The 16,979-nt window shown below is 74.7% G+C and carries 16 protein-coding genes; 9 read left to right on the top strand and 7 right to left on the bottom strand.

What is annotated here, in order from left to right; translation table 11 throughout:
• Position 1 precedes the first annotated feature (1 nt).
• A complete protein-coding gene (locus Prubr_RS27775; RefSeq protein WP_212817844.1) occupies positions 2 to 364 on the bottom strand; it encodes a hypothetical protein in 363 nt (120 codons plus the stop codon).
• Between the two features lie 111 nt (positions 365 to 475).
• On the opposite strand from Prubr_RS27775, the gene Prubr_RS27780 reads away from it, so the two are divergent.
• The 4 genes from Prubr_RS27780 to Prubr_RS27795 are packed head-to-tail and all read left to right on the top strand — an operon-like array spanning position 476 to position 2,535.
• The gene (locus Prubr_RS27780; protein WP_212817845.1) at positions 476 to 1,171 is read left to right on the top strand and encodes a hypothetical protein; all 696 of its coding nucleotides are present in this window, start codon (positions 476 to 478) and stop codon (positions 1,169 to 1,171) included.
• 40 nt (positions 1,172 to 1,211) lie between these two features.
• Positions 1,212 to 1,436, top strand: a complete 225-nt coding sequence (locus Prubr_RS27785) for a hypothetical protein (protein ID WP_212817846.1) — start codon at positions 1,212 to 1,214, stop codon at positions 1,434 to 1,436.
• Between the two features lie 5 nt (positions 1,437 to 1,441).
• Positions 1,442 to 1,981, top strand: a complete 540-nt coding sequence (locus Prubr_RS27790) for a hypothetical protein (protein WP_212817847.1) — start codon at positions 1,442 to 1,444, stop codon at positions 1,979 to 1,981.
• Positions 1,978 to 2,535 carry a hypothetical protein gene (locus Prubr_RS27795; RefSeq protein ID WP_212817848.1) on the top strand — a complete coding sequence of 186 codons (558 nt, stop codon included), beginning with the start codon at positions 1,978 to 1,980 and terminating at the stop codon, positions 2,533 to 2,535. Before Prubr_RS27790 ends, Prubr_RS27795 begins: the two co-directional genes overlap by 4 nt.
• Here the strand turns inward: Prubr_RS27795 and Prubr_RS27800 are convergent.
• Positions 2,529 to 2,870, bottom strand: coding sequence for a hypothetical protein (locus Prubr_RS27800; protein ID WP_212817849.1), 342 nt, complete (start codon positions 2,868 to 2,870; stop codon positions 2,529 to 2,531). The two genes, Prubr_RS27795 and Prubr_RS27800, sit on opposite strands and share 7 nt — an antisense overlap.
• A gap of 159 nt (positions 2,871 to 3,029) precedes the next feature.
• On the opposite strand from Prubr_RS27800, the gene Prubr_RS27805 reads away from it, so the two are divergent.
• The 4 genes from Prubr_RS27805 to aroA are packed head-to-tail and all read left to right on the top strand — an operon-like array spanning position 3,030 to position 7,585.
• Positions 3,030 to 4,013 (top strand): SMI1/KNR4 family protein, encoded by a 984-nt coding sequence (locus Prubr_RS27805; protein ID WP_212817850.1) that lies wholly within the window; start codon positions 3,030 to 3,032, stop codon positions 4,011 to 4,013.
• The gene (locus Prubr_RS27810) at positions 4,010 to 4,936 is read left to right on the top strand and encodes an SseB family protein (protein WP_212817851.1); all 927 of its coding nucleotides are present in this window, start codon (positions 4,010 to 4,012) and stop codon (positions 4,934 to 4,936) included. Before Prubr_RS27805 ends, Prubr_RS27810 begins: the two co-directional genes overlap by 4 nt.
• 12 nt (positions 4,937 to 4,948) lie before the next feature.
• Complete coding sequence (locus tag Prubr_RS27815) at positions 4,949 to 6,286, top strand: S8 family serine peptidase (protein ID WP_212817852.1); 1,338 nt, start codon at positions 4,949 to 4,951, stop codon at positions 6,284 to 6,286.
• Between the two features lie 21 nt (positions 6,287 to 6,307).
• Positions 6,308 to 7,585 (top strand): 3-phosphoshikimate 1-carboxyvinyltransferase, encoded by a 1,278-nt coding sequence (aroA, locus tag Prubr_RS27820; protein WP_246567735.1) that lies wholly within the window; start codon positions 6,308 to 6,310, stop codon positions 7,583 to 7,585.
• A gap of 33 nt (positions 7,586 to 7,618) precedes the next feature.
• Here the strand turns inward: aroA and eccB are convergent, their stop codons facing one another.
• Positions 7,619 to 9,004 carry a type VII secretion protein EccB gene (gene eccB, locus Prubr_RS27825; RefSeq protein ID WP_212817853.1) on the bottom strand — a complete coding sequence of 462 codons (1,386 nt, stop codon included), beginning with the start codon at positions 9,002 to 9,004 and terminating at the stop codon, positions 7,619 to 7,621.
• A gap of 7 nt (positions 9,005 to 9,011) precedes the next feature.
• Positions 9,012 to 10,430: a type VII secretion integral membrane protein EccD gene (gene eccD, locus Prubr_RS27830; RefSeq protein ID WP_246567737.1), complete on the bottom strand. Its 1,419-nt coding sequence runs from the start codon at positions 10,428 to 10,430 to the stop codon at positions 9,012 to 9,014.
• A 184-nt stretch (positions 10,431 to 10,614) separates the two neighbouring features.
• Between eccD and eccCa the strand changes: the two genes are divergently transcribed.
• A complete protein-coding gene (eccCa, locus tag Prubr_RS27835) occupies positions 10,615 to 14,565 on the top strand; it encodes a type VII secretion protein EccCa (protein ID WP_212817854.1) in 3,951 nt (1,316 codons plus the stop codon).
• Positions 14,566 to 14,586: 21 nt separating this feature from the next.
• Here the strand turns inward: eccCa and Prubr_RS27840 are convergent, their stop codons facing one another.
• Genes Prubr_RS27840 through Prubr_RS27850 form a run of 3 tightly spaced genes read right to left on the bottom strand, consistent with a single transcriptional unit; the run spans position 14,587 to position 16,879 of the window.
• A complete protein-coding gene (locus Prubr_RS27840) occupies positions 14,587 to 14,835 on the bottom strand; it encodes a hypothetical protein (RefSeq protein ID WP_212817855.1) in 249 nt (82 codons plus the stop codon).
• A 2-nt stretch (positions 14,836 to 14,837) separates the two neighbouring features.
• Positions 14,838 to 15,623, bottom strand: coding sequence for a hypothetical protein (locus Prubr_RS27845; protein ID WP_212817856.1), 786 nt, complete (start codon positions 15,621 to 15,623; stop codon positions 14,838 to 14,840).
• Positions 15,620 to 16,879 (bottom strand): type VII secretion protein EccE, encoded by a 1,260-nt coding sequence (locus Prubr_RS27850; RefSeq protein WP_212817857.1) that lies wholly within the window; start codon positions 16,877 to 16,879, stop codon positions 15,620 to 15,622. The genes Prubr_RS27845 and Prubr_RS27850 overlap by 4 nt, the downstream gene beginning before the upstream one ends.
• Positions 16,880 to 16,979: the final 100 nt, after the last annotated feature.

Genomic DNA, 16,979 nt, shown 5'->3' on the forward strand with positions numbered 1-16,979 from the left:
GTCACAGGTCGGTGCGCTCGGTTCTGGTGTACGCGATGCCGTGGCGCTTCAGCCATTCGAGGAAGCGGGCGATGATCGTGGTGCCCTCGTCGTCGGGGCGGACGTCGAGCACCCGGCGCAGCTGGTCGAGCGGGTCACCGGGCGGCAGCGCCCGGACCACCGCGTCGACGTCGGTGACCGCGTACTCCCGCCGGTAGCGGGACACGTGCTCGCCGATCTGCAACTGCACCGCCCGGCCCCCCGCGTCCGCCCGCAACGTGAGAGGGCCGCCGGCGGTCAGGCGGAGGGTGACCTGTTCGGCCGACCATCCCTCGGCGTCCATCCGTTCGTCGAGCAGGGTCACCGTGGATTCGTCGTCGACCATGTCGTCCCCTCCCGTGATCCGGGCTCGCGACCGGTGCAGCGTCCCGAAGTGAGACAATAGTTGCCTACACCGGTGGCCACCCGCACCGGTTGACCCTTCGGAGGACTCGAGGTGCTGGGAGAGCGGATCGCCGAGGCGGTCCAACGCCACGTCGCCCGTCCGGGGGAGCAGGTCGTCGGGCACGTCGTGCATCCGGACACGATCGCCGTGAAGACCACCGGTGACACCTACTTCGCGGATCCGGCCGACTGGTCGATCGCCGGGCACCCGGGCGTCGAGGCCGCGTACCGGGTCGTCGTCGACGGCATGATGGACAATTTCGTCATCACGTACGGCCTGCTGGCGCCGGCCGGCGGCGGCGAGGTGCTGCTGCTCAACGAACTCGCCGTCCTGCGTGACCTGCCGCGCCGGCTCGGCGCCCCGGTCGAGCCACTGGCGTACGCCGAACTCCTCGCCGAACTGTGCTCCGGCCCGGCCCTCGACCAGCCCGTCGTGCGCCCGATGGCCGCCACCACCCGGCACCGGGCCGGCTGGCTGATCCGCGACGTGGCTCAGCTCCGCGAGCGGTATCCGGAGGTCGATCCCGACCTCGTCGCGCCGCCGGTGGTGCGTGCCGACCCGCCCGCCGCCGAGTTCTACAGCCACAACTACGTCCTCCACCACGCGGTGTCCGGGCTCGGCATCTACCGGTGGACCGTCGAGCTGCCGCCGGACGGGCCGGCCCGGTGGGAGCGGCAGGTGGTCGTAGCCGAACTGCCGGTACGTCCCTGGTTGCACCAGGGACCCGGGGCCGACCCGACCGGCTAGACTTCGGGGCCGGCGCGGAGAAGGTCGACAGGGAGGTCTGATGGCGTTGCGGATGGACCCCGCCCGACGGCGCCGGCTCCAGGAACTGGCCCGGATCCACGACCGGTGGCAGGCCGAGCACGGCATCGACGACGCCGAGTTCACGCCCGACGGAGCCGACTCGGCCCGCCGCCGTACCCCGTCTCCCGAGGCGGAGCGGGAGCTGATGGCCCGGTCCCGCGCGGTCATGGGGCTCGACCCCGAGACCGGCCACTACCGGGACTGAGCGCCGTGGTCCTGCCGGCGGCCCGCACCCGCGACGAGGCGCATCTCTACCTCGACCTGCACCCGTGCGACCGGTGCCTGAGCGTCTCCACCACCTGGGACAGCGTCCTGACCAGCGTGGACGGGGTTCCCGCCCGGCGCTACGCCGGGGTCTGCGCCGACTGCGGCACCGGGCGCGAATACCTCTTCGCGCTGCCGGAGCACGCCGCCGGCACCCGGCCCGGCACCGTCCACTTCGGTGGGTCGCAGCCGTCGGAGCTGCTCGACCCCGGAGAGTGGCTGCTGGTCGCCGACCTGACCGCCGAGGCCGCCGCGGCGACGACCGACCCGGCCGAGGCCGCCGAGTCGACCGGCATCGCGCTGGCCGCCATGGTCGAGATCCTCAAGTTCGTGCCGGCGGGCGCCGACGCCGTACCCGCCGACCTGTTCCGTACCGAGCGTGGCCGCACCGTCTACCGACAGGAGCCGGGCCGGTTCCGGCGGCGCCGGCTCGAGATCGTCCGGGACGCCTACCGGGACGCGCTGGACCGGATCGGGCCCCGATGACGCCGCTGCCGGCGCGCACCAACCACGAGGCGCACCTCTACATGGACCTGCGGCCGTGCGCCTGCGGGGCGACCGCGTTCGACCGGGCCGCCAGTGTGGTCCTGCTGCCGGACGGCGACCTCGGCAGCCGGTACGCCGGCGCCTGTGCCTGCGGCCGCGAACGCGAGTTCCTGTTCCGGCTGCCCGCGCGGGCCGAGCCGCTGACGGCCGAGCCGCGCTACGGCGGCGCCGACCCGTCGCAACTGCTCGACGCCGGCGAGTGGCTGTGGGTCGCCGACCGTTACGCGCGGGCCGTACCCGCCGACCCGCACACCCTGCCGGCCACCGCCCGGGCGACGGCCCGGACCCGGCTCGCCGCGGCCCTGGCCGCCGTCGACGAGGTGCTCAAGTTCGCCGGCGCCGCGCCGGTGGTGCCGCCGGACGCGTTCTGGACCGCGCGGGGCCGGGACGTCCGGGGCCGGGAGCCGGGCCGGTTCACGATCGCCCGGCTACGTGCCGTACGTGACGCGTACGCCCGGGTGTTGCGGCAGATGGACGAAGCCGGCGGTCACTGACCGACGAGCACCTGGCAGTGCGCGGCCGTGCCGGTGTGCTCGGCGACCTTGCGTCCGTCGACGTGGATGGTGCAGGTCGTCTGCGGCGTGGTTGGCCGCCCCGGCTGATTGCGCATGAACTCGCGCAGTTCCGGCCAGCCCATCAGCTCGGCCATCCGCGCCGGCGGGCTCTCGACGACGACCCGGTGCTCCCAGACCGGCAGTGAGATCCGTTGTTCGATCCGGTTGCCGTTGTCGCGGTAGTGGAACTCGATCCCCAGAGCGCGCCGTCGCCCTGCAACGTCAGCGCGTAGTCGACCGTGTGCGTCACCTTCTCCTCCCGGACCAGTCCGCACCCGGTGAGTAGCAGGAAGACGGTGACAAGCGCGGTGGCACGGCGCACGGTTTCCTCCCCTGATCGACCTGCCCGGTAGCCTATGGCCTGGCCGCCCGGCACCGGATCCCGGTCCCGGCGACGGCGGTCGAGGTTCTCGACAGGGGGAGAGGCGCACGACATGGCCATCGCCGGCACCCGGCACGCGTTCCAGGTCCGTCGACCCGGTTCGTCGATGCTGCGCGTGCGCTACCGGGCGGGCGTGCCGGTCGATCCGTACGGCTTCCCGGACTGGACGCCGTACGCCCGCGCCGTGGTGCGGCTGCCGGACGTACCGGACGGGCTGGGGCTGGACGAGGCGCGCGTGCTGGGGGTGCTGACCGCGAACCGGGTGCTGGCCGGCAGCGGTGACCCGCTGTGGCCGGCCGGGTCGACAGCGGACGGACCGGTCGCCACCCCGGCCGGCTGGACCTGGGCCTTCCTGGCCCGGACCCGGCTGGTCGCGTTGGTACCGGTCGAACTGCACGCGTCGTTCCGGCACCTCGGCGGGATCAGCACGCTGACCGCCCCGCGTCGCGGCCTGGGGCTGCCCGGCACCACCGGCGGCCCGCCCCGGATCGGCCGGTCCGCCCGGCTCGCCGACGATGCGCTCGCCGTCGTGCGGGAGCGTCTCGGGCAGGCGTTGCCGGCCGACTACCGCGAGTTCCTCGCCCACACCAACGGCGGCTGGCCGGTGCGGCCCGCCGTGCACCCGGGGTTCGGGTTCGTCGTCGACCAGCCGATGCTGGGGGTGGCCCGGGGAGACTGGCTGCACGACCTGGTCTACGTCAACTCGCTCGACGCCGAACTCCTCCCCGGTCACCTCGCCATCGGCTACGTCCAGGGTGGACTGGTCGCGCTCCGGGCGGCGGACGGCTCGGTGTGGTATCTCGACGACGACGACCACCGGGACACCGACGACGACCACCCGGCCCGGCTGCTGCACCGCTGCGCCGACGACTTCACCACCTTCTGGCAGGCGCTGCGGGAACCGCCGGCGGCCCTGACCGGCCGCGCCGAAGCCGACGTACGCGCCGGTGCCGCCGCCCTGCACCCGGCACCCGGCATCGGGACGGCGTTGCCGCCCGCCCGCCGGGGCCCGCTGACCGGGGAGCCGGCCGCGTGACCGGATGGCAGCCCGCGAACGACAGCGAACGGGAGATGGCGCGCGCCCTCGCCGCCGGCGACCGGGCCGGTTTCTTCCGGGTCGTCGCCGACACCGCGCTCTATCTGCCGCAGAGTTCCACGGCCCGCGACGAACCCGGCGCGCAGACCTTCGTCACCGCAGACCTCTTCGGGCAGACGTTCCTGCCCGTCTTCACCTCGATCGAGTCGATGCTGCCGCAGGTGACCGGCATCGCCGACGCCTACACCGTCACCGACTACACCGAACTGCGCGAGAAGTGGCCGTCGCCGGCGTGGCGGCTCGCCGTCAACCCGGGCACGCCGCTGGACGCGTACGTCGCCGTCGAGACGGTCGAGGAGGCCGCGGCGGGCCGGGCGACCGTACCCGACGCGGCCGAGGCGCTGCAGGGCGTGGCCGAGGAGGACGCCCTCGCCGAGATGGACGCCGCCGACCGGATCTCCGCCGAACGCCACCTGGACACCCCCGAGGGCCTGCTCGCCGACTTCGGGGCGGCGACGGCCGCCACCGCCGGCCCTGTACCGGACACCGACGCGCTGCTGCGGGCGGCCGGCGCCCGCGGTGACACCGACGCCTTCATCGAGGCGCTGCTCGACGCGATGGTGCACCTGCCGACCACCGGCCCGGTCGACGATCCGGCCCGCGTCCTCGACGCCGACTTCCCGTGGCGGGTGGTCGACCACGACGACGAGCCGGCGATCGAGGTGTTCACCTCCGAGCGGCTCATGACCGGGGCCCGCCCGGCCCGCGTCCCGTACCTCACGGTGACGCTGGTGTCGCTGCTCACGGTGTGGCCGGAGGGACACCTGCTGCTGGTCAACCCGGACACCGACCTTTCGGTCACGGTACCGGCCGACCAGGTGCCGGCCCTGCTGCTCTTTCCCGACCAGGCCCCGACGAGCTGACGGAGGATCCGCGTGTTTCGCATACCCGGTGACCGGACCGGCCGGTTCCGGCGGGCCGGTCTCGCCGGCGTCCTGGCCGGCACCGTCCTCGCCGGACCGGCCGTCGCCGCGCCACCGGCCACCGGGCCGCAGCGGGCCCCCCTGCGGCCGGCCGCCGTGCCGGTGCCGGCCGCGCCACCGCCCGTCGCGCGGGCGCCGCAGAACTGCGCCGAGCCGGGACAGCCGGTCACCGAGGTGCCCTGGGCACAACTGGCACTGACCCCGGAACGGGTCTGGCCGTTCACGACCGGAGCCGGCACGACGGTGGCCGTCCTGTCGTCCGGGGTCGACGCCGGCCATCCGCAGCTGCGCGGCCGGGTCGCCGCCGGCCTCGACGCCGTCGCCGGCAGTGGCCCGGCCGACGACGACTGCCTCGGACTCGGCACGCAGGTCGCCGGGCTGATCGCCGCCCGGCAGACCGACTCGCAGGGCTTCGCCGGGCTCGCCCCGGGCGCCCGGATCCTGCCCGTACGCGTCCTGGACGACGCCGGATTCGGCCGGCCGCAGGTCGACCCCGCGGTGCTGGCGCGCGGCATCGGCTGGGCCGTCGACCAGCGCGTCGCGGTGATCGCGGTCCCGATTCCGGTGTACGAGGACGCCGCCGCGGTCCGGGCCGCGGTGACCCGTGCCGTACAGGCCGGGATCGTGGTCGTCGCCGCGGCGGGTGACGAGGGCGGCGCCGACGCGGCGAACCCGACGCCGTTCCCCGCCGGCTACGAGGGCGTACTCGGCGTCGGCGCGATCGGGCCCACCGGCGCCCGTTGGGACGACTCCCAGCACGGCCCGTACGTCGACCTCGTCGCCCCCGGCGACCAGATCCTGACCCTCCAGCGGGGCAGCGGCCTGACCGGCGCCAGCGGCACCGGGCTCGCCACCGGGTTCGTGGCGGCGACGGCGGCGCTGGTCCGCAACAAGCGTGGTGCGCTCGATCCCGGGCAGATCGAGCGGCTCATCCTCGGCACGGCGGTGCCGGCCCCGGCCGGCCCCGGTTTCGGCCGGGGGATCGTCAACCCGTACGCCGCCGTGAACGACATGCTGGCCGGCGGCGGCCCCGCCGCGCTGCCCGGCCTGACCCCGTCGGAGCCGGTGACCGATGCCGCGTGGCTGCGCAGCCGCGACGTCGCCGTGGTCGGCGCACTGGGTGCGGTGCTGCTCGTCGTGCTGGTGTGGGCCGGCGCGGTGGCGCTGCCGCGGGCCCGGCGCCGGTCGTGGCGGGCGGCGGTGGCGCCGCCCACCCCCCGCGGTGGCGAGCCCGTCGAGCCCGGTCCTCCGATTCAGCTCTTCGACGGGTCGCCGACCGGCCCGCGCTGACCGGTGCGGGATACTGTCCCCGTGCCCGCCACCGCCGAAGGCCTCCCGGACGTCCTGCCCATCACCCCGCTGACCGCGCCGCCGACCGTCACCATCCGGCCGCCCGGCTCGAAGAGCATCACCAACCGGGCGTTGCTGTGCGCCGCCCTCGCGCCGGGCACGAGCCGGCTGCGTGGCGCGCTGTTCGCCGACGACACCCGGGCCATGATGGGCGCCGTGACGGCGCTCGGCGCCGGCGTCGCGGCCGATCCCGACACCGGGACGGTCACCGTCACCGGCGTCGACCCGCGCACGTCGACCGGTGCCGCCACCGTCGACGCCCGCCAGTCCGGCACCACCTCGCGGTTCGTCCTGCCGGCGGCGGCGCTGCGCCCCGGCCGCACCGTCGTCGACGGCTCCGCGCAGTTGCGCGGCCGGCCGTTCGGGCCGGTGCTGCAGGCGCTGCGCGACGTCGGCGCCACCGTCGAGGAACTCGACCGCCCCGGCTTCCTGCCGGTCGCGGTGACCGGACCGGCCGGTGGCGGCTCCGTGCAGACGACCGGCCACGTGTCGAGCCAGTTCCTGTCCGGACTGCTGATGGCCGCACCGCTGATGACCGACGGGCTGACGGTCGGGCTGACCTCGCCGCTGGTGTCGGTGCCGTACGTGAAGATGACGATCGCCGTGATGGCGGCCTTCGGCGTCGAGGTCCGCGACCTCGAGGTGCGGCCGGGCGCGTACCGTCCCACCGACTACGTCGTGGAGCCGGACGCCAGCGCCGCCTCGTACCTCCTCGCCGCCGCGGCGATCACCGGCGGCCGGGTGACCGTGGCGGGACTCGGGTCCGACAGTCTGCAGGGCGACGTCGGGTTCGCCGACGTGCTGGAGCGGATGGGGGCACGGGTGGACCGCCACGCCGACGCGCTCACGGTCACCGGCGGCGGCCCGCTGCGAGGCGTCGACGTGAACATGGCCGACATCTCCGACACGGCGCAGACGCTCGCCGCGGTCGCGGTGTTCGCCGACACCCCGACCCGGGTCCGCGGCATCGGCTTCATCCGGGGCAAGGAGACCGACCGGATCGGCGCGGTCGTCACCGAACTGCGCCGCGCCGGCATCGACGCCGTCGAGGACGAGGACGGTTTCACCATCCACCCCGGAGACCCGCGGCCGACCCGGTTCGCCACGTACGACGACCACCGCATGGCGATGAGCCTGTCCCTGGTCGGCCTGCGGGCGCCGGGGATCGAGATCGCCGACCCGGCGTGCGTCGGCAAGACGTACCCGGGCTTCTTCGCGGACCTGGGCCGGCTGTCCTGACCGGACCGGCTGATCCCCGGACCGGTCCGGGGATCAGCCGCCGGTGAGCGCCGGCCGGGTCGCCGCCTGCGGGTCCAGGGTCGGGCCCTGCGGGATGCGGCTGACCAGGGCCGCGGGCACCGCGACCGCCTCGGCCGCCGGATAGCCGAGCATCTGCAGCGCCGCGTCGCTCACCACCGGGTAGCGCATGCCGAGATCGGTGATCACCTGGTAGCTCGCCGGTGCGCCGAGCACGCGTACGACGGCGACCCGGCCGGACGGCACGAGGATCCGGTCGGCCAGCCGGGACCCGTCCGGCGCGGCGCCGACGGTCGGGATCGACGCCGCCGCACCGGGCAGTTCCCCACCCGTGGTCAGCGTCGGTACGCCGTCCGGCGCGCCGGTCACGGCGCACAACTGCCCGCCGCCGGGCGCCGACAGCTGCGGCGGCGCCGACGGCGGCTGGACACCGCCCGACGGCGGCCGCAGCTGGTTGCTCTGCGGTGCGGAGGTGGCCTCCGAGACGGCGACCGGCGTCGGTTCACCGGCCGACTCGGCGTTGAGGATGGTGCGCTGGAGCGCGGTGATCGGAGCCAGGCCGTCGCCGAGGACGAGGTAGTACTGGGGGCCGGCGCCGGTCTGCGCGACCAGGATGTCGCCGACGCTGCGGCCGGGCAGCGCGGCCGACGCCTGGCCACGGTCGCGCACCTGCACCGGGGCGATGTCGGTGCCGGCCGGCAGCGCGTTGATCCAGGCGGTGCCGACCGGGGTGGCGGTGACCGATCCGAACAGGGCCGGGATGACCACCCGCGACGACTGGATCAGGTGCCGGTGCCCCTGCCAGACGAGGTAGTTCGGGCCGCGTTCGGCGTCACGCACGAGCAGGCCCTGCTCGCCGGTGCCCCGGCCGCCGGACGGCGTGACCCCGACCCCGAGCACGACCGTGCTGACCGGCTGACCGGCGTCGTTGGTGCCGGGTACGGCACACACCGTCCACGGCAGACCGATCCGCTGCTTCGCCGTCGGCAGCGACTGGGGCGCGCCGACGATCCCGACGGTGATGCCGCGCGGCACCCCGGCCAGTGAGGCGGCGGCGACCCGGGCGGCCGCCTGCCCCGGCCGGCCGGCGGCGAGCAGCGCGGAGGCGTAGTTGACGGTGGGGTGCAGTTGGCCGTTGAGATAGACGAAGGTGGCGCCGGTCTCGCGCTCGATGACGACCGAACCGTCGGTCTTCCACCGGTCGCCGCCGACCTTGGTGATCAGCCCGTAGATGCCGACGCCCGCGGCGATCAGCACCGCGACCATGACCCCGCCGAAGACCGCGCCGATGCCGCGGCGCAGCGGCGACTGGGCCGGGTCGGTCTCGCGCATCACGAAGGCCGAGATGACCCGCTGGGTCATGAACTGGTAGGAGTGCAGTTGATCGCGGCGGGTCGGCATCGCCGCGTCACCCGCCGATCGACGCGAACAGCGCGCGGATGGCGCCGAAGAGACCGACGACCGCGCACGTCAACGGGATCAGCGCCATGATGGCCAGCACGTCGGCGATGTCGGCGGCCCGACCGACGTACGGGGTCGGCGACCGTCGACTGTAGACGAGCCCGGCGGTCAGGGCGACGGCGGCGGTGGCGATCACCAGGGACAGCAGCACGATCCGGGTGACGCCCGACCCGGTGCCGAGCAGGCCGCCGAACATCAGCGCGCCGAGGGCGGCCAGTCCGCCGACGATGAGCGGGACCCGCTGCTGCGGCAGGGGGAAGAGCCGGGCCCGCAGCAGCAGCGCACCACCCGCGCACACGGCGAGCAGCACGCCGGAGACCGTCCCGTCGTGGGCGACCACGAGCGCGACCGCGCACGCGCTGGTGACGGCCGCGCCCAGCAGCATCCCGGTCAGCAGTTCGGTCGACCGGGCGACCGTGGCGAAGACGTCGGAGCGGCGCGGGACCGGCCGGTCGGCGAGGATCTCCTCGGGCCGGCCGGGCAGCTCCGGCATCGGCATCCGGCCCATCCAGCTCGCCATCAGCGGATAGCTCGGCAGCATCCCGATCGCGACGGTCAGCGCGACGGCCGCCGCCCCGGCCGTGGACAGGCCGACGACGCAGAGCAGCCCGGCGAGCGCGCCGATCAGCCCGGTCACGATGCCGGCCATGAACAGCCGCTGCACCGCGGCGACCGCGGTGTAGCCGACGACGGCGGCGGCCAGCAGGGCGGCGCAGCCGAGCAGCACGCTCGGCGCGCCGAGACCGGTCAGCGCCGCGCCCGACGGGGCGGCCAGCAGCGCGCCGCCGGTGAACGCGTACGGCAGGCCGGCCGCCGCGACGACGGCCCCGGCCGCGGCGTCGGAGAACGCCCGGGAGAGCAGGACGCCGACGATCGCGAGCAGGGCCGCGACACCGAGCGCCGCACCGCCGGCGAGCTGCCAGGCCGGGCCGGCGGTGAGCAGCCCGGCCAGGCCGGTGCCGAGCGCCGCGGTGGCGACCGCCAGGCCGCACCGGCGGGTGGCGAGGCCGCCCCAGGACCGTCCGGAGCGCCGCGCACCGCTGGCGATGATCTCGACGACGTCGTCGTACGCCATCTCCGGCCAGTCGTCACGGCCGGGCGCCAGGTGCAGCACCTCGCCGTCGCGTACGCCCTGCACGGACAGGCTGCGGCCGGGCTCGAGGAGGGTGCCGGTGGCCCGCCGCAACACCCAGCCGCCCTGCTGCTCGCCGGTGTCGCCGAGATCGTCGCCGGCGTGCCGGAGCAGGTGTGGCATGAGCTCGGCGAGGAGCATGTTGTCGGGGAGGGCCACATCCATGCGCCGTTTCGGCGCCGCGACCGTCACCCTGGCCAGACTGAGACCGCCGGGGGCCGTCACGCTGGTCACCTCCCCGTCACCCTGCGTCTGTCGCCGTCGCCCGACCGTCGTCGACCGGGCGGGCGGTCCCGCACGATATCGAGGACCGGGCCCGCGAACGGCCAACCTAGCACCCGCCCGCTGCCGCCGGCGCGGGTGCCGCCGCTGGTTAGGATGGCGCCGCTGGTTCGCGGTCGGGTGGGAGGCAGGGCAGGTGGCATCGACGATCGTCAAGCGACCACCGCGTCGGTCGGCGCCGGCACTGCCCAGCGGCGAGGTGCTCCTGGATCCACCACCGGAGATCCCGCCGCCCGGCGGCAAGGCGTGGGGCCGGCTGCTGATGGTCCTGCCGATGGCGGCGGGCGCCGCCGCGATGGGCCTGATGATGGGCATGCAGCGCGGCGGCCCGATCACGTACGTCGTCGGCGCCCTCTACGGCGTCTCCATCCTCGGCATGATCGGCATGATGGCCAGCCAGCAGTCCGGGCCGGGCAAGAAGGAGATGGTGGAGGCCCGCCGGCAGTACATGCGTCGGCTGTCGCAGCTGCGGGCCCAGATCCGGGCCACGATCCGGGCCCAGCGGGAAGCCATCCACTACCGGCACCCCGACCCGGACAAGCTGTGGTCGACGGTCGGCAGCGGCCGGCTGTGGGAACGCCGGCGCGGCGACGCCGACTTCGGCGTCGTACGCATCGGACTCGGGCCGCAGGAGGTGGCCACCCCGCTCGTCCCACCGCAGACCCGCCCGGTCGACGAACTCGAGCCGCTGTGCGCGATGGCGCTGCGCAAGTTCGTCTCCACCTACTCCGTGGTGCCCGACCTGCCGGTCGCCATCGCCGTACGCGACTTCTCGCACGTCTACCTGCGCGGCCCCGAAGCCGCCACCCGCGACCTGGTGCGGTCGCTGCTGGCCCAGATGGCGGCCTTCCACGCCCCCGACGACCTGCTGATCGGCCTGTGCGTGCCGGACGCCAACCGGGCGCAGTGGGAGTGGGCGAAGTGGCTGCCGCACGCCCAGCACCCGAGCAAACTCGACGCCGTCGGCCCGGTCCGGCTCTTCGCCACCGCCGTCACCGCGTTGGAGGCGATGCTCGACGACGTCCTGGCCAACCGCCCCCGGTTCGACCCCTCCACCGCCCGGCAGTCACCGGGGCCGCACGTCGTCGTACTCATCGACGGCGTACCGACCGCCGGCTCCGACCATCTGATGACCGAGGGCGGGGTCCAGGGCGTCACCATCCTCGACCTGTCCACGCCGCCGCCCCGGCTGCTCGACGAGTCGTCGGTGGTTCTCGACATCGCCGAGGACGGCACCGTCGGCGGCACCACCATGGACGGCAGCACCCAGGTCGGCCGCGCCGACGCGCTGACCCCGGCCCAGGCCGAGGTGCTCGCCCGCGAACTCGCCCCGCTGCGACTGTCGGTGTCGTCGTACGCCGACCAGCCGTCGGTCGTCGCCGACCTCGGCCTCGCCGATCTGCTCGGCATCGACGACCCGCAGGAGTTCGACCTGGCCCAGCTCTGGGCCAGCCGGCCGAACCGCGACCGGCTGCGGGTCCCGATCGGCGTCGGCGTCGAGGGCCGGCCGATCGAACTCGACCTCAAGGAGTCCGCACAGGACGGAATGGGTCCGCACGGCCTGCTGATCGGTGCCACCGGCTCCGGCAAGAGCGAACTGCTGCGTACGCTCGTGCTGGCCCTGGCCGCGACCCACAGCTCCGAGATCCTCAACCTGGTGCTGGTCGACTTCAAGGGCGGCGCCACCTTCACCGCCCTGGACCGGCTGCCGCACACCAGCGCCGTCATCACCAACCTCGCCGACGAACTGTCGCTGGTCGACCGGATGCTCGGCGCGATCCAGGGCGAGCTGACCCGCCGCCAGGAACTGCTGCGCCGGGCCGGCAACTACGCCTCGCAACGCGACTACGAGCGGGCCCGCGCCGCCGGCGTACCACTGGCGCCGCTGCCCAGCCTGCTGATGATCGTCGACGAGTTCAGCGAGCTGCTCACCGCCCGCCCCGACTTCATCGACATGTTCGTCCAGATCGGCCGGGTCGGCCGGTCGCTCGGCATCCACCTGCTGCTCGCCTCGCAGCGGTTGGAGGAGGGCCGGCTGCGCGGCCTGGAGACGCACCTGTCCTACCGGCTCAGCCTGCGTACCTTCTCCTCGATGGAGAGCCGGGCCGTGCTCGGCGTCGCCGACGCGTACGAGCTGCCGCGCTCGCCGGGCCACGGTTACCTCAAGGCCGGCACCGAGGGCCTGGTGCGGTTCAAGGCCGCGTACGTCTCCGGTGTCGTCCGCCGCGACGGGCAGCTTCCGGTCGTGGGTGGGCGCACCATCGACCCGGTACGCGAGTACACCACCCGCTTCCTGCCGGTGCCGCACGACGACCGGCCCGCCGACGCCCCCGAAGAGGTCGAGGAGACCGTGGTCGGCGACACCCTGCTCGACGTCCTGGTGCGCCGGATGGAGGGCCAGGGGCCGCCCGCGCACCAGGTGTGGCTGCCCCCGCTCGACGAGTCGCCGACCCTCGACCAGCTGCTGCCGCAGATCTGGCCGACCGCCGAGCGCGGCCTGACCGTCAACGACGACGCCCTCCACGGCGCCGTCCGCGGCATGGTCGGCCTCATCGACAAGCCGTTCGAGCAACGCCGCGACCCGATGTGGCTCGACCTGTCCGGCGCCGCCGGCAACGTGATGGTCGTCGGCGCCCAGCAGAGCGGCAAGAGCAACCTGCTGCGTACCCTCGTGCTCAGCCTGGCGCTGACGCACACCCCGCGCGAGGCGCAGATCTACTGCCTCGACTTCGGCGGCGGCACGTTCAGCGCGCTCGCCGACCTGCCACACCTCGGCGGCCTGGCCACCCGGCGCGACGTCAACAAGGTCCGGCGCACGATCGCCGAACTGTACGGCCTGATGCAGGCCCGCGAGTCGCTGTTCGCCAGCCGTGGCGTCGAGGGCATCGCCGCCTACCGGCGCGCCAAGCGCGACGGCCACTTCACCGAGGACCCGTTCGGTGACCTCTTCCTGGTCGTCGACGGCTGGCCCACCCTGCGCGGCGAATACGAGGACCTCGAACCACTCGTCACCGAGCTGGCCAACCGCGGCCTCGGCTACGGCATCCACATCCTCGCCTCCAGCAACCGCTGGACGGACGTACGCGCCGCGGTCCGCGACATGTTCGGCACCAAGATCGAACTGCGGCTCGGCGAAACCAACGACTCCCTGATCAACCGGCGCGCCGCCGTCAACGTCCCCGAGGGCCACGGCCACGGCCTGACCCCGGACGCGTTGCACTTCCTCACCGGCCTGCCCCGCATCGACGGCCAGCAGCGCGTCGACGACCTCGCCGACGCCGTCGCCGATCTGGTCAAGCGGGTCCAGGCCGGCTGGACCAGGGCCGGCGCGCCGCCGGTCCGGCTGCTCCCCGACGAACTACGCCTCGACACCCTGCCCGCACCCACGCGCGGCCGGATCCCGATCGGCATCGCCGAGATCGACCTCCAGCCGGTCTTCCTCGACTTCGACGCCGAGCCGCACGCGATCCTGTTCGGCGACATCGAGGCCGGTAAGAGTTCGTTCCTGCGCAGCCTCGCCCGCAGCCTCGCCGCCAGCTACCAGCCGAACGAGGCCCGGATCATGCTGGTCGACTTCCGACGCAGCCTGCTCGGCGTCGTACCCGAGGAGAACACCCTCGGGTACGGCACCTCGCCCCAGGTCACCGCCGACCTGATCAAGCAGGTGGCGACGGTGATGAAGGAACGGCTGCCCGGCGCCGGCGTCACCGCCGACCAACTGCGGGACCGGAGCTGGTGGAAGGGGCCGGAACTCTACGTCCTCGTCGACGACTACGACCTGGTCGCCGGCGCCGCGGTGAACCCGCTCGCCCCGCTGATGGAGTTCCTGCCGCAGGCCCGCGACATCGGTCTGCACGTCGTGCTGACCCGCCGCATCGGCGGTGCCAGCCGGGCCATGTTCGACCCGTTCATCGCCCGGATCCGCGAACTGGCCTCACCGGCGCTGATGATGTCCGGCCCCAAGGAGGAGGGACCGCTGTTCGGCAACATGAAGCCGCAACTGCTGCCGCCCGGCCGGTCCTGGCTCTTCACCCGGCGGGAGGGCGGCCGCCTCATCCAACTCGCCTGGACCGAACCACCGCACTGACGCGAAGCACCGGCCCCTGGCTCAGCGGCTCGGCGGGCCGGTGAAGTGACGCTCGATCTCGGTCTGCGCCAGCCACAGGTAGCGGCTGCCGCCGTCGCCCATCACCGCCACCATGTCGTGCGCCATCACCTGCAGGAACTGCTCGCTGTGCGCCGGCAGCCGCAGCGTCGACGCGGCGAGCGGTGCCTCCAGGCCGTCGAGACGCTGCATCAGCACCAGTTGACTGTCCTGGACGGTCGACACCGCGGACTGGTCGAGCCGGCGCAACACCGTCAGCCGGGTCTGCCAGCCCCGAGCAGCGGGGGAGCGGCCGCGGCCGTCAGGCCGAGATCCTGGACGAGCAGGGCCGGCTGCTGTGGATTGCCGGGCGGCAGGTCGGGTTGGCCGCCCGGGTGGACCAGCAGCCGGTCGTCGTGGCCGGTGACCCGCTCGCCGAAGCCGTACCAGGCTGCGGGGTCGGTGGTCACCACGACGACGCGGGCGCTGAGCGCGAGCGCGCGCAGCACCACCAACTGGGCCGCCCAGGTGCCGCCGACCAGGGCGATCCGGGTCGGCTCCGGGCGGAAGAACCGGATCGGCACCGGGGTGCGGTTGCGGTCGACGCCCAGCACCAGGCCGGCCACCGCGGTGGAGACCTTCAACCGGGCCAGGCCGGCCCGCGACACCGTGTGCGAGCCGATCCGCAGCCGCGCCAGGCGTCCGGCGGCCCCGCGCCGTGGGTCGCCCGGCGGCGCCTGGCCGTACACGGTTCCGGTCGTCGCCGGGGCCTGCGGCGCGGCGGTGGCCGCCGCGGCGGCCCGTCCGGTGGCGCGGGCCACGGTGGCGGTGGCGAGAGCGGCGGCCGCCTGGGTCGCGGCCGGGGCGGAGACGGTGACGCCGGCCTCCGCCGCGGCCGGCGCGGTCGCCGGCCGGCTATCCGGCACGGCGGGTACGGCGTACGGCGCCCCCGGAGCCGCCGGGTACGGTACCGCCGGTTGCGGCACCGCCGGTGCCGGTGGCTGGGGGGCGGGCCGCGCGGCGGCGGGATACGCGGGTCGCTCTTCCTGCGGGCCGGTCACCGGGCACCTCCACCGGTCGGGGCGGACGCGTACACGGCCGGGTTGTGCTCGCCGTCGAGCGGGAACAGGTCGGCACCGGCCAGCTCGGCGGCCCGGTTGGCGGCCAGGCAGACCGGATTGAGTTCGGGGGCCGGCGCCGCCAGCCGGACGAGCCCGCGCAGGTCGACACCGTTGCCGTCGGGTTCGGGGGCCAGGATCAGCGCGACGCTGCTCATCGCCGACGGGGTGGTCGCCACCGCGTCGAGCAGCGCCCCGATCTGGTCGCTCGCCGGCCACCGGCGAACCCAGAACGTACGGTGCGCCAGCCGGCGGGAGTGCCACCGTGACCATTCCTCGCGCGGCTCGCCGCCACCGGTTCCGGGTACGGTCGGCGTCTCCAGGTCGCACGAGTGCGTCAACGCGTCGAGCAGACCGTCGACATCGAGCGGCTGGGCGCTGTATCCGGCCCGCCGCAACGTCTTGGTGACCCGGTGCAGCAGCGCCGCGACAAGGTCGGGTACGTCGTCGAGCGCCGTCCCGTGCTCGTCGACGACCGCCTCGGCGAGTGCCTGGGCGTCGAGCCGTACGGTGATCCAGATCGAACGGTGCGCGGGGACGGCGACCGCGCCGAAGCCGGTCAGCAGTTGCCGGTAGGACTGGCCGGCGTGCGAGGCGGGCGGGGTGTCCATGCCCGGGGCGGGCACGGTGAGCGAGACGACCTGGAGGACGGCCCCCGGCTGCCCGGTGTCGGCCAGCGTCGCGACGAGCTGGTCCAGTGGCAGCGTGCGGTCGTCGCCCTTGCGTCGTCGGCCGGTGGACACCGCCGCGCAGGCGTACCAGCCGGCGTCGTCGCGGGCGACCCCGATGTCGGAACTGTCGCCGACGGAGACGTTCTGCGCGGTCAGGCCGGGGGCGAGGTGGCGCAGTGCGGTCACCCGCGGGTCGCCGTGGGGGACCGGCCGGTTGCGCCGCCGCCGGCGCTGGGTCACCGACATCATCCACCGTTCGAGCCACCACCGGCCGCTGCGGCGGGCCAGGGTCACCGCGACGACGGCGGCGCCGGCGACACCGGTCGCCACGGCCGGCACCGTGCCCTGGGTGGCGGCGGCCAGCGTGCCGACGACCGCCGTCTCGACGAGCAGCAGTTGCAGCAGGTGTACGCGACCGAGGTGGCTGGGGCGGCGGCGCGGGCGGGGCACCTCGGCCGGGCCGCTCGGCGCCGGTGCGCCCGGGGCGACCCGGGCCACGGCGCGGACGGACGGTGACGGTGCGGTCATGTCCGGCTGCAACCTCCACGTCGACGGTCCGCCCTGGGGCGGAAGGCGCGGCCCCCATCATAGGAACCGGTCCACGGATGCGTCCCGGGCCCTGCACAGC

The sequence above is a fragment of the Polymorphospora rubra genome, from assembly GCF_018324255.1.
Taxonomy (GTDB): Bacteria; Actinomycetota; Actinomycetes; order Mycobacteriales; family Micromonosporaceae; genus Polymorphospora; species Polymorphospora rubra.

What these genes read in the sequence shown, in the direction of transcription:
- Prubr_RS27775 (WP_212817844.1), bottom strand. Translation starts at nt 364, where the DNA reads ATGGTCGACGACGAATCCACGGTGACCCTGCTCGACGAACGGATGGAC.
- Prubr_RS27785 (WP_212817846.1), top strand. Translation starts at nt 1,212, where the DNA reads ATGGCGTTGCGGATGGACCCCGCCCGACGGCGCCGGCTCCAGGAACTG.
- Prubr_RS27795 (WP_212817848.1), top strand. Translation starts at nt 1,978, where the DNA reads ATGACGCCGCTGCCGGCGCGCACCAACCACGAGGCGCACCTCTACATG.
- Prubr_RS27805 (WP_212817850.1), top strand. Translation starts at nt 3,030, where the DNA reads ATGGCCATCGCCGGCACCCGGCACGCGTTCCAGGTCCGTCGACCCGGT.
- eccB (WP_212817853.1), bottom strand. Translation starts at nt 9,004, where the DNA reads ATGCCGACCCGCCGCGATCAACTGCACTCCTACCAGTTCATGACCCAG.
- Prubr_RS27850 (WP_212817857.1), bottom strand. Translation starts at nt 16,879, where the DNA reads ATGACCGCACCGTCACCGTCCGTCCGCGCCGTGGCCCGGGTCGCCCCG.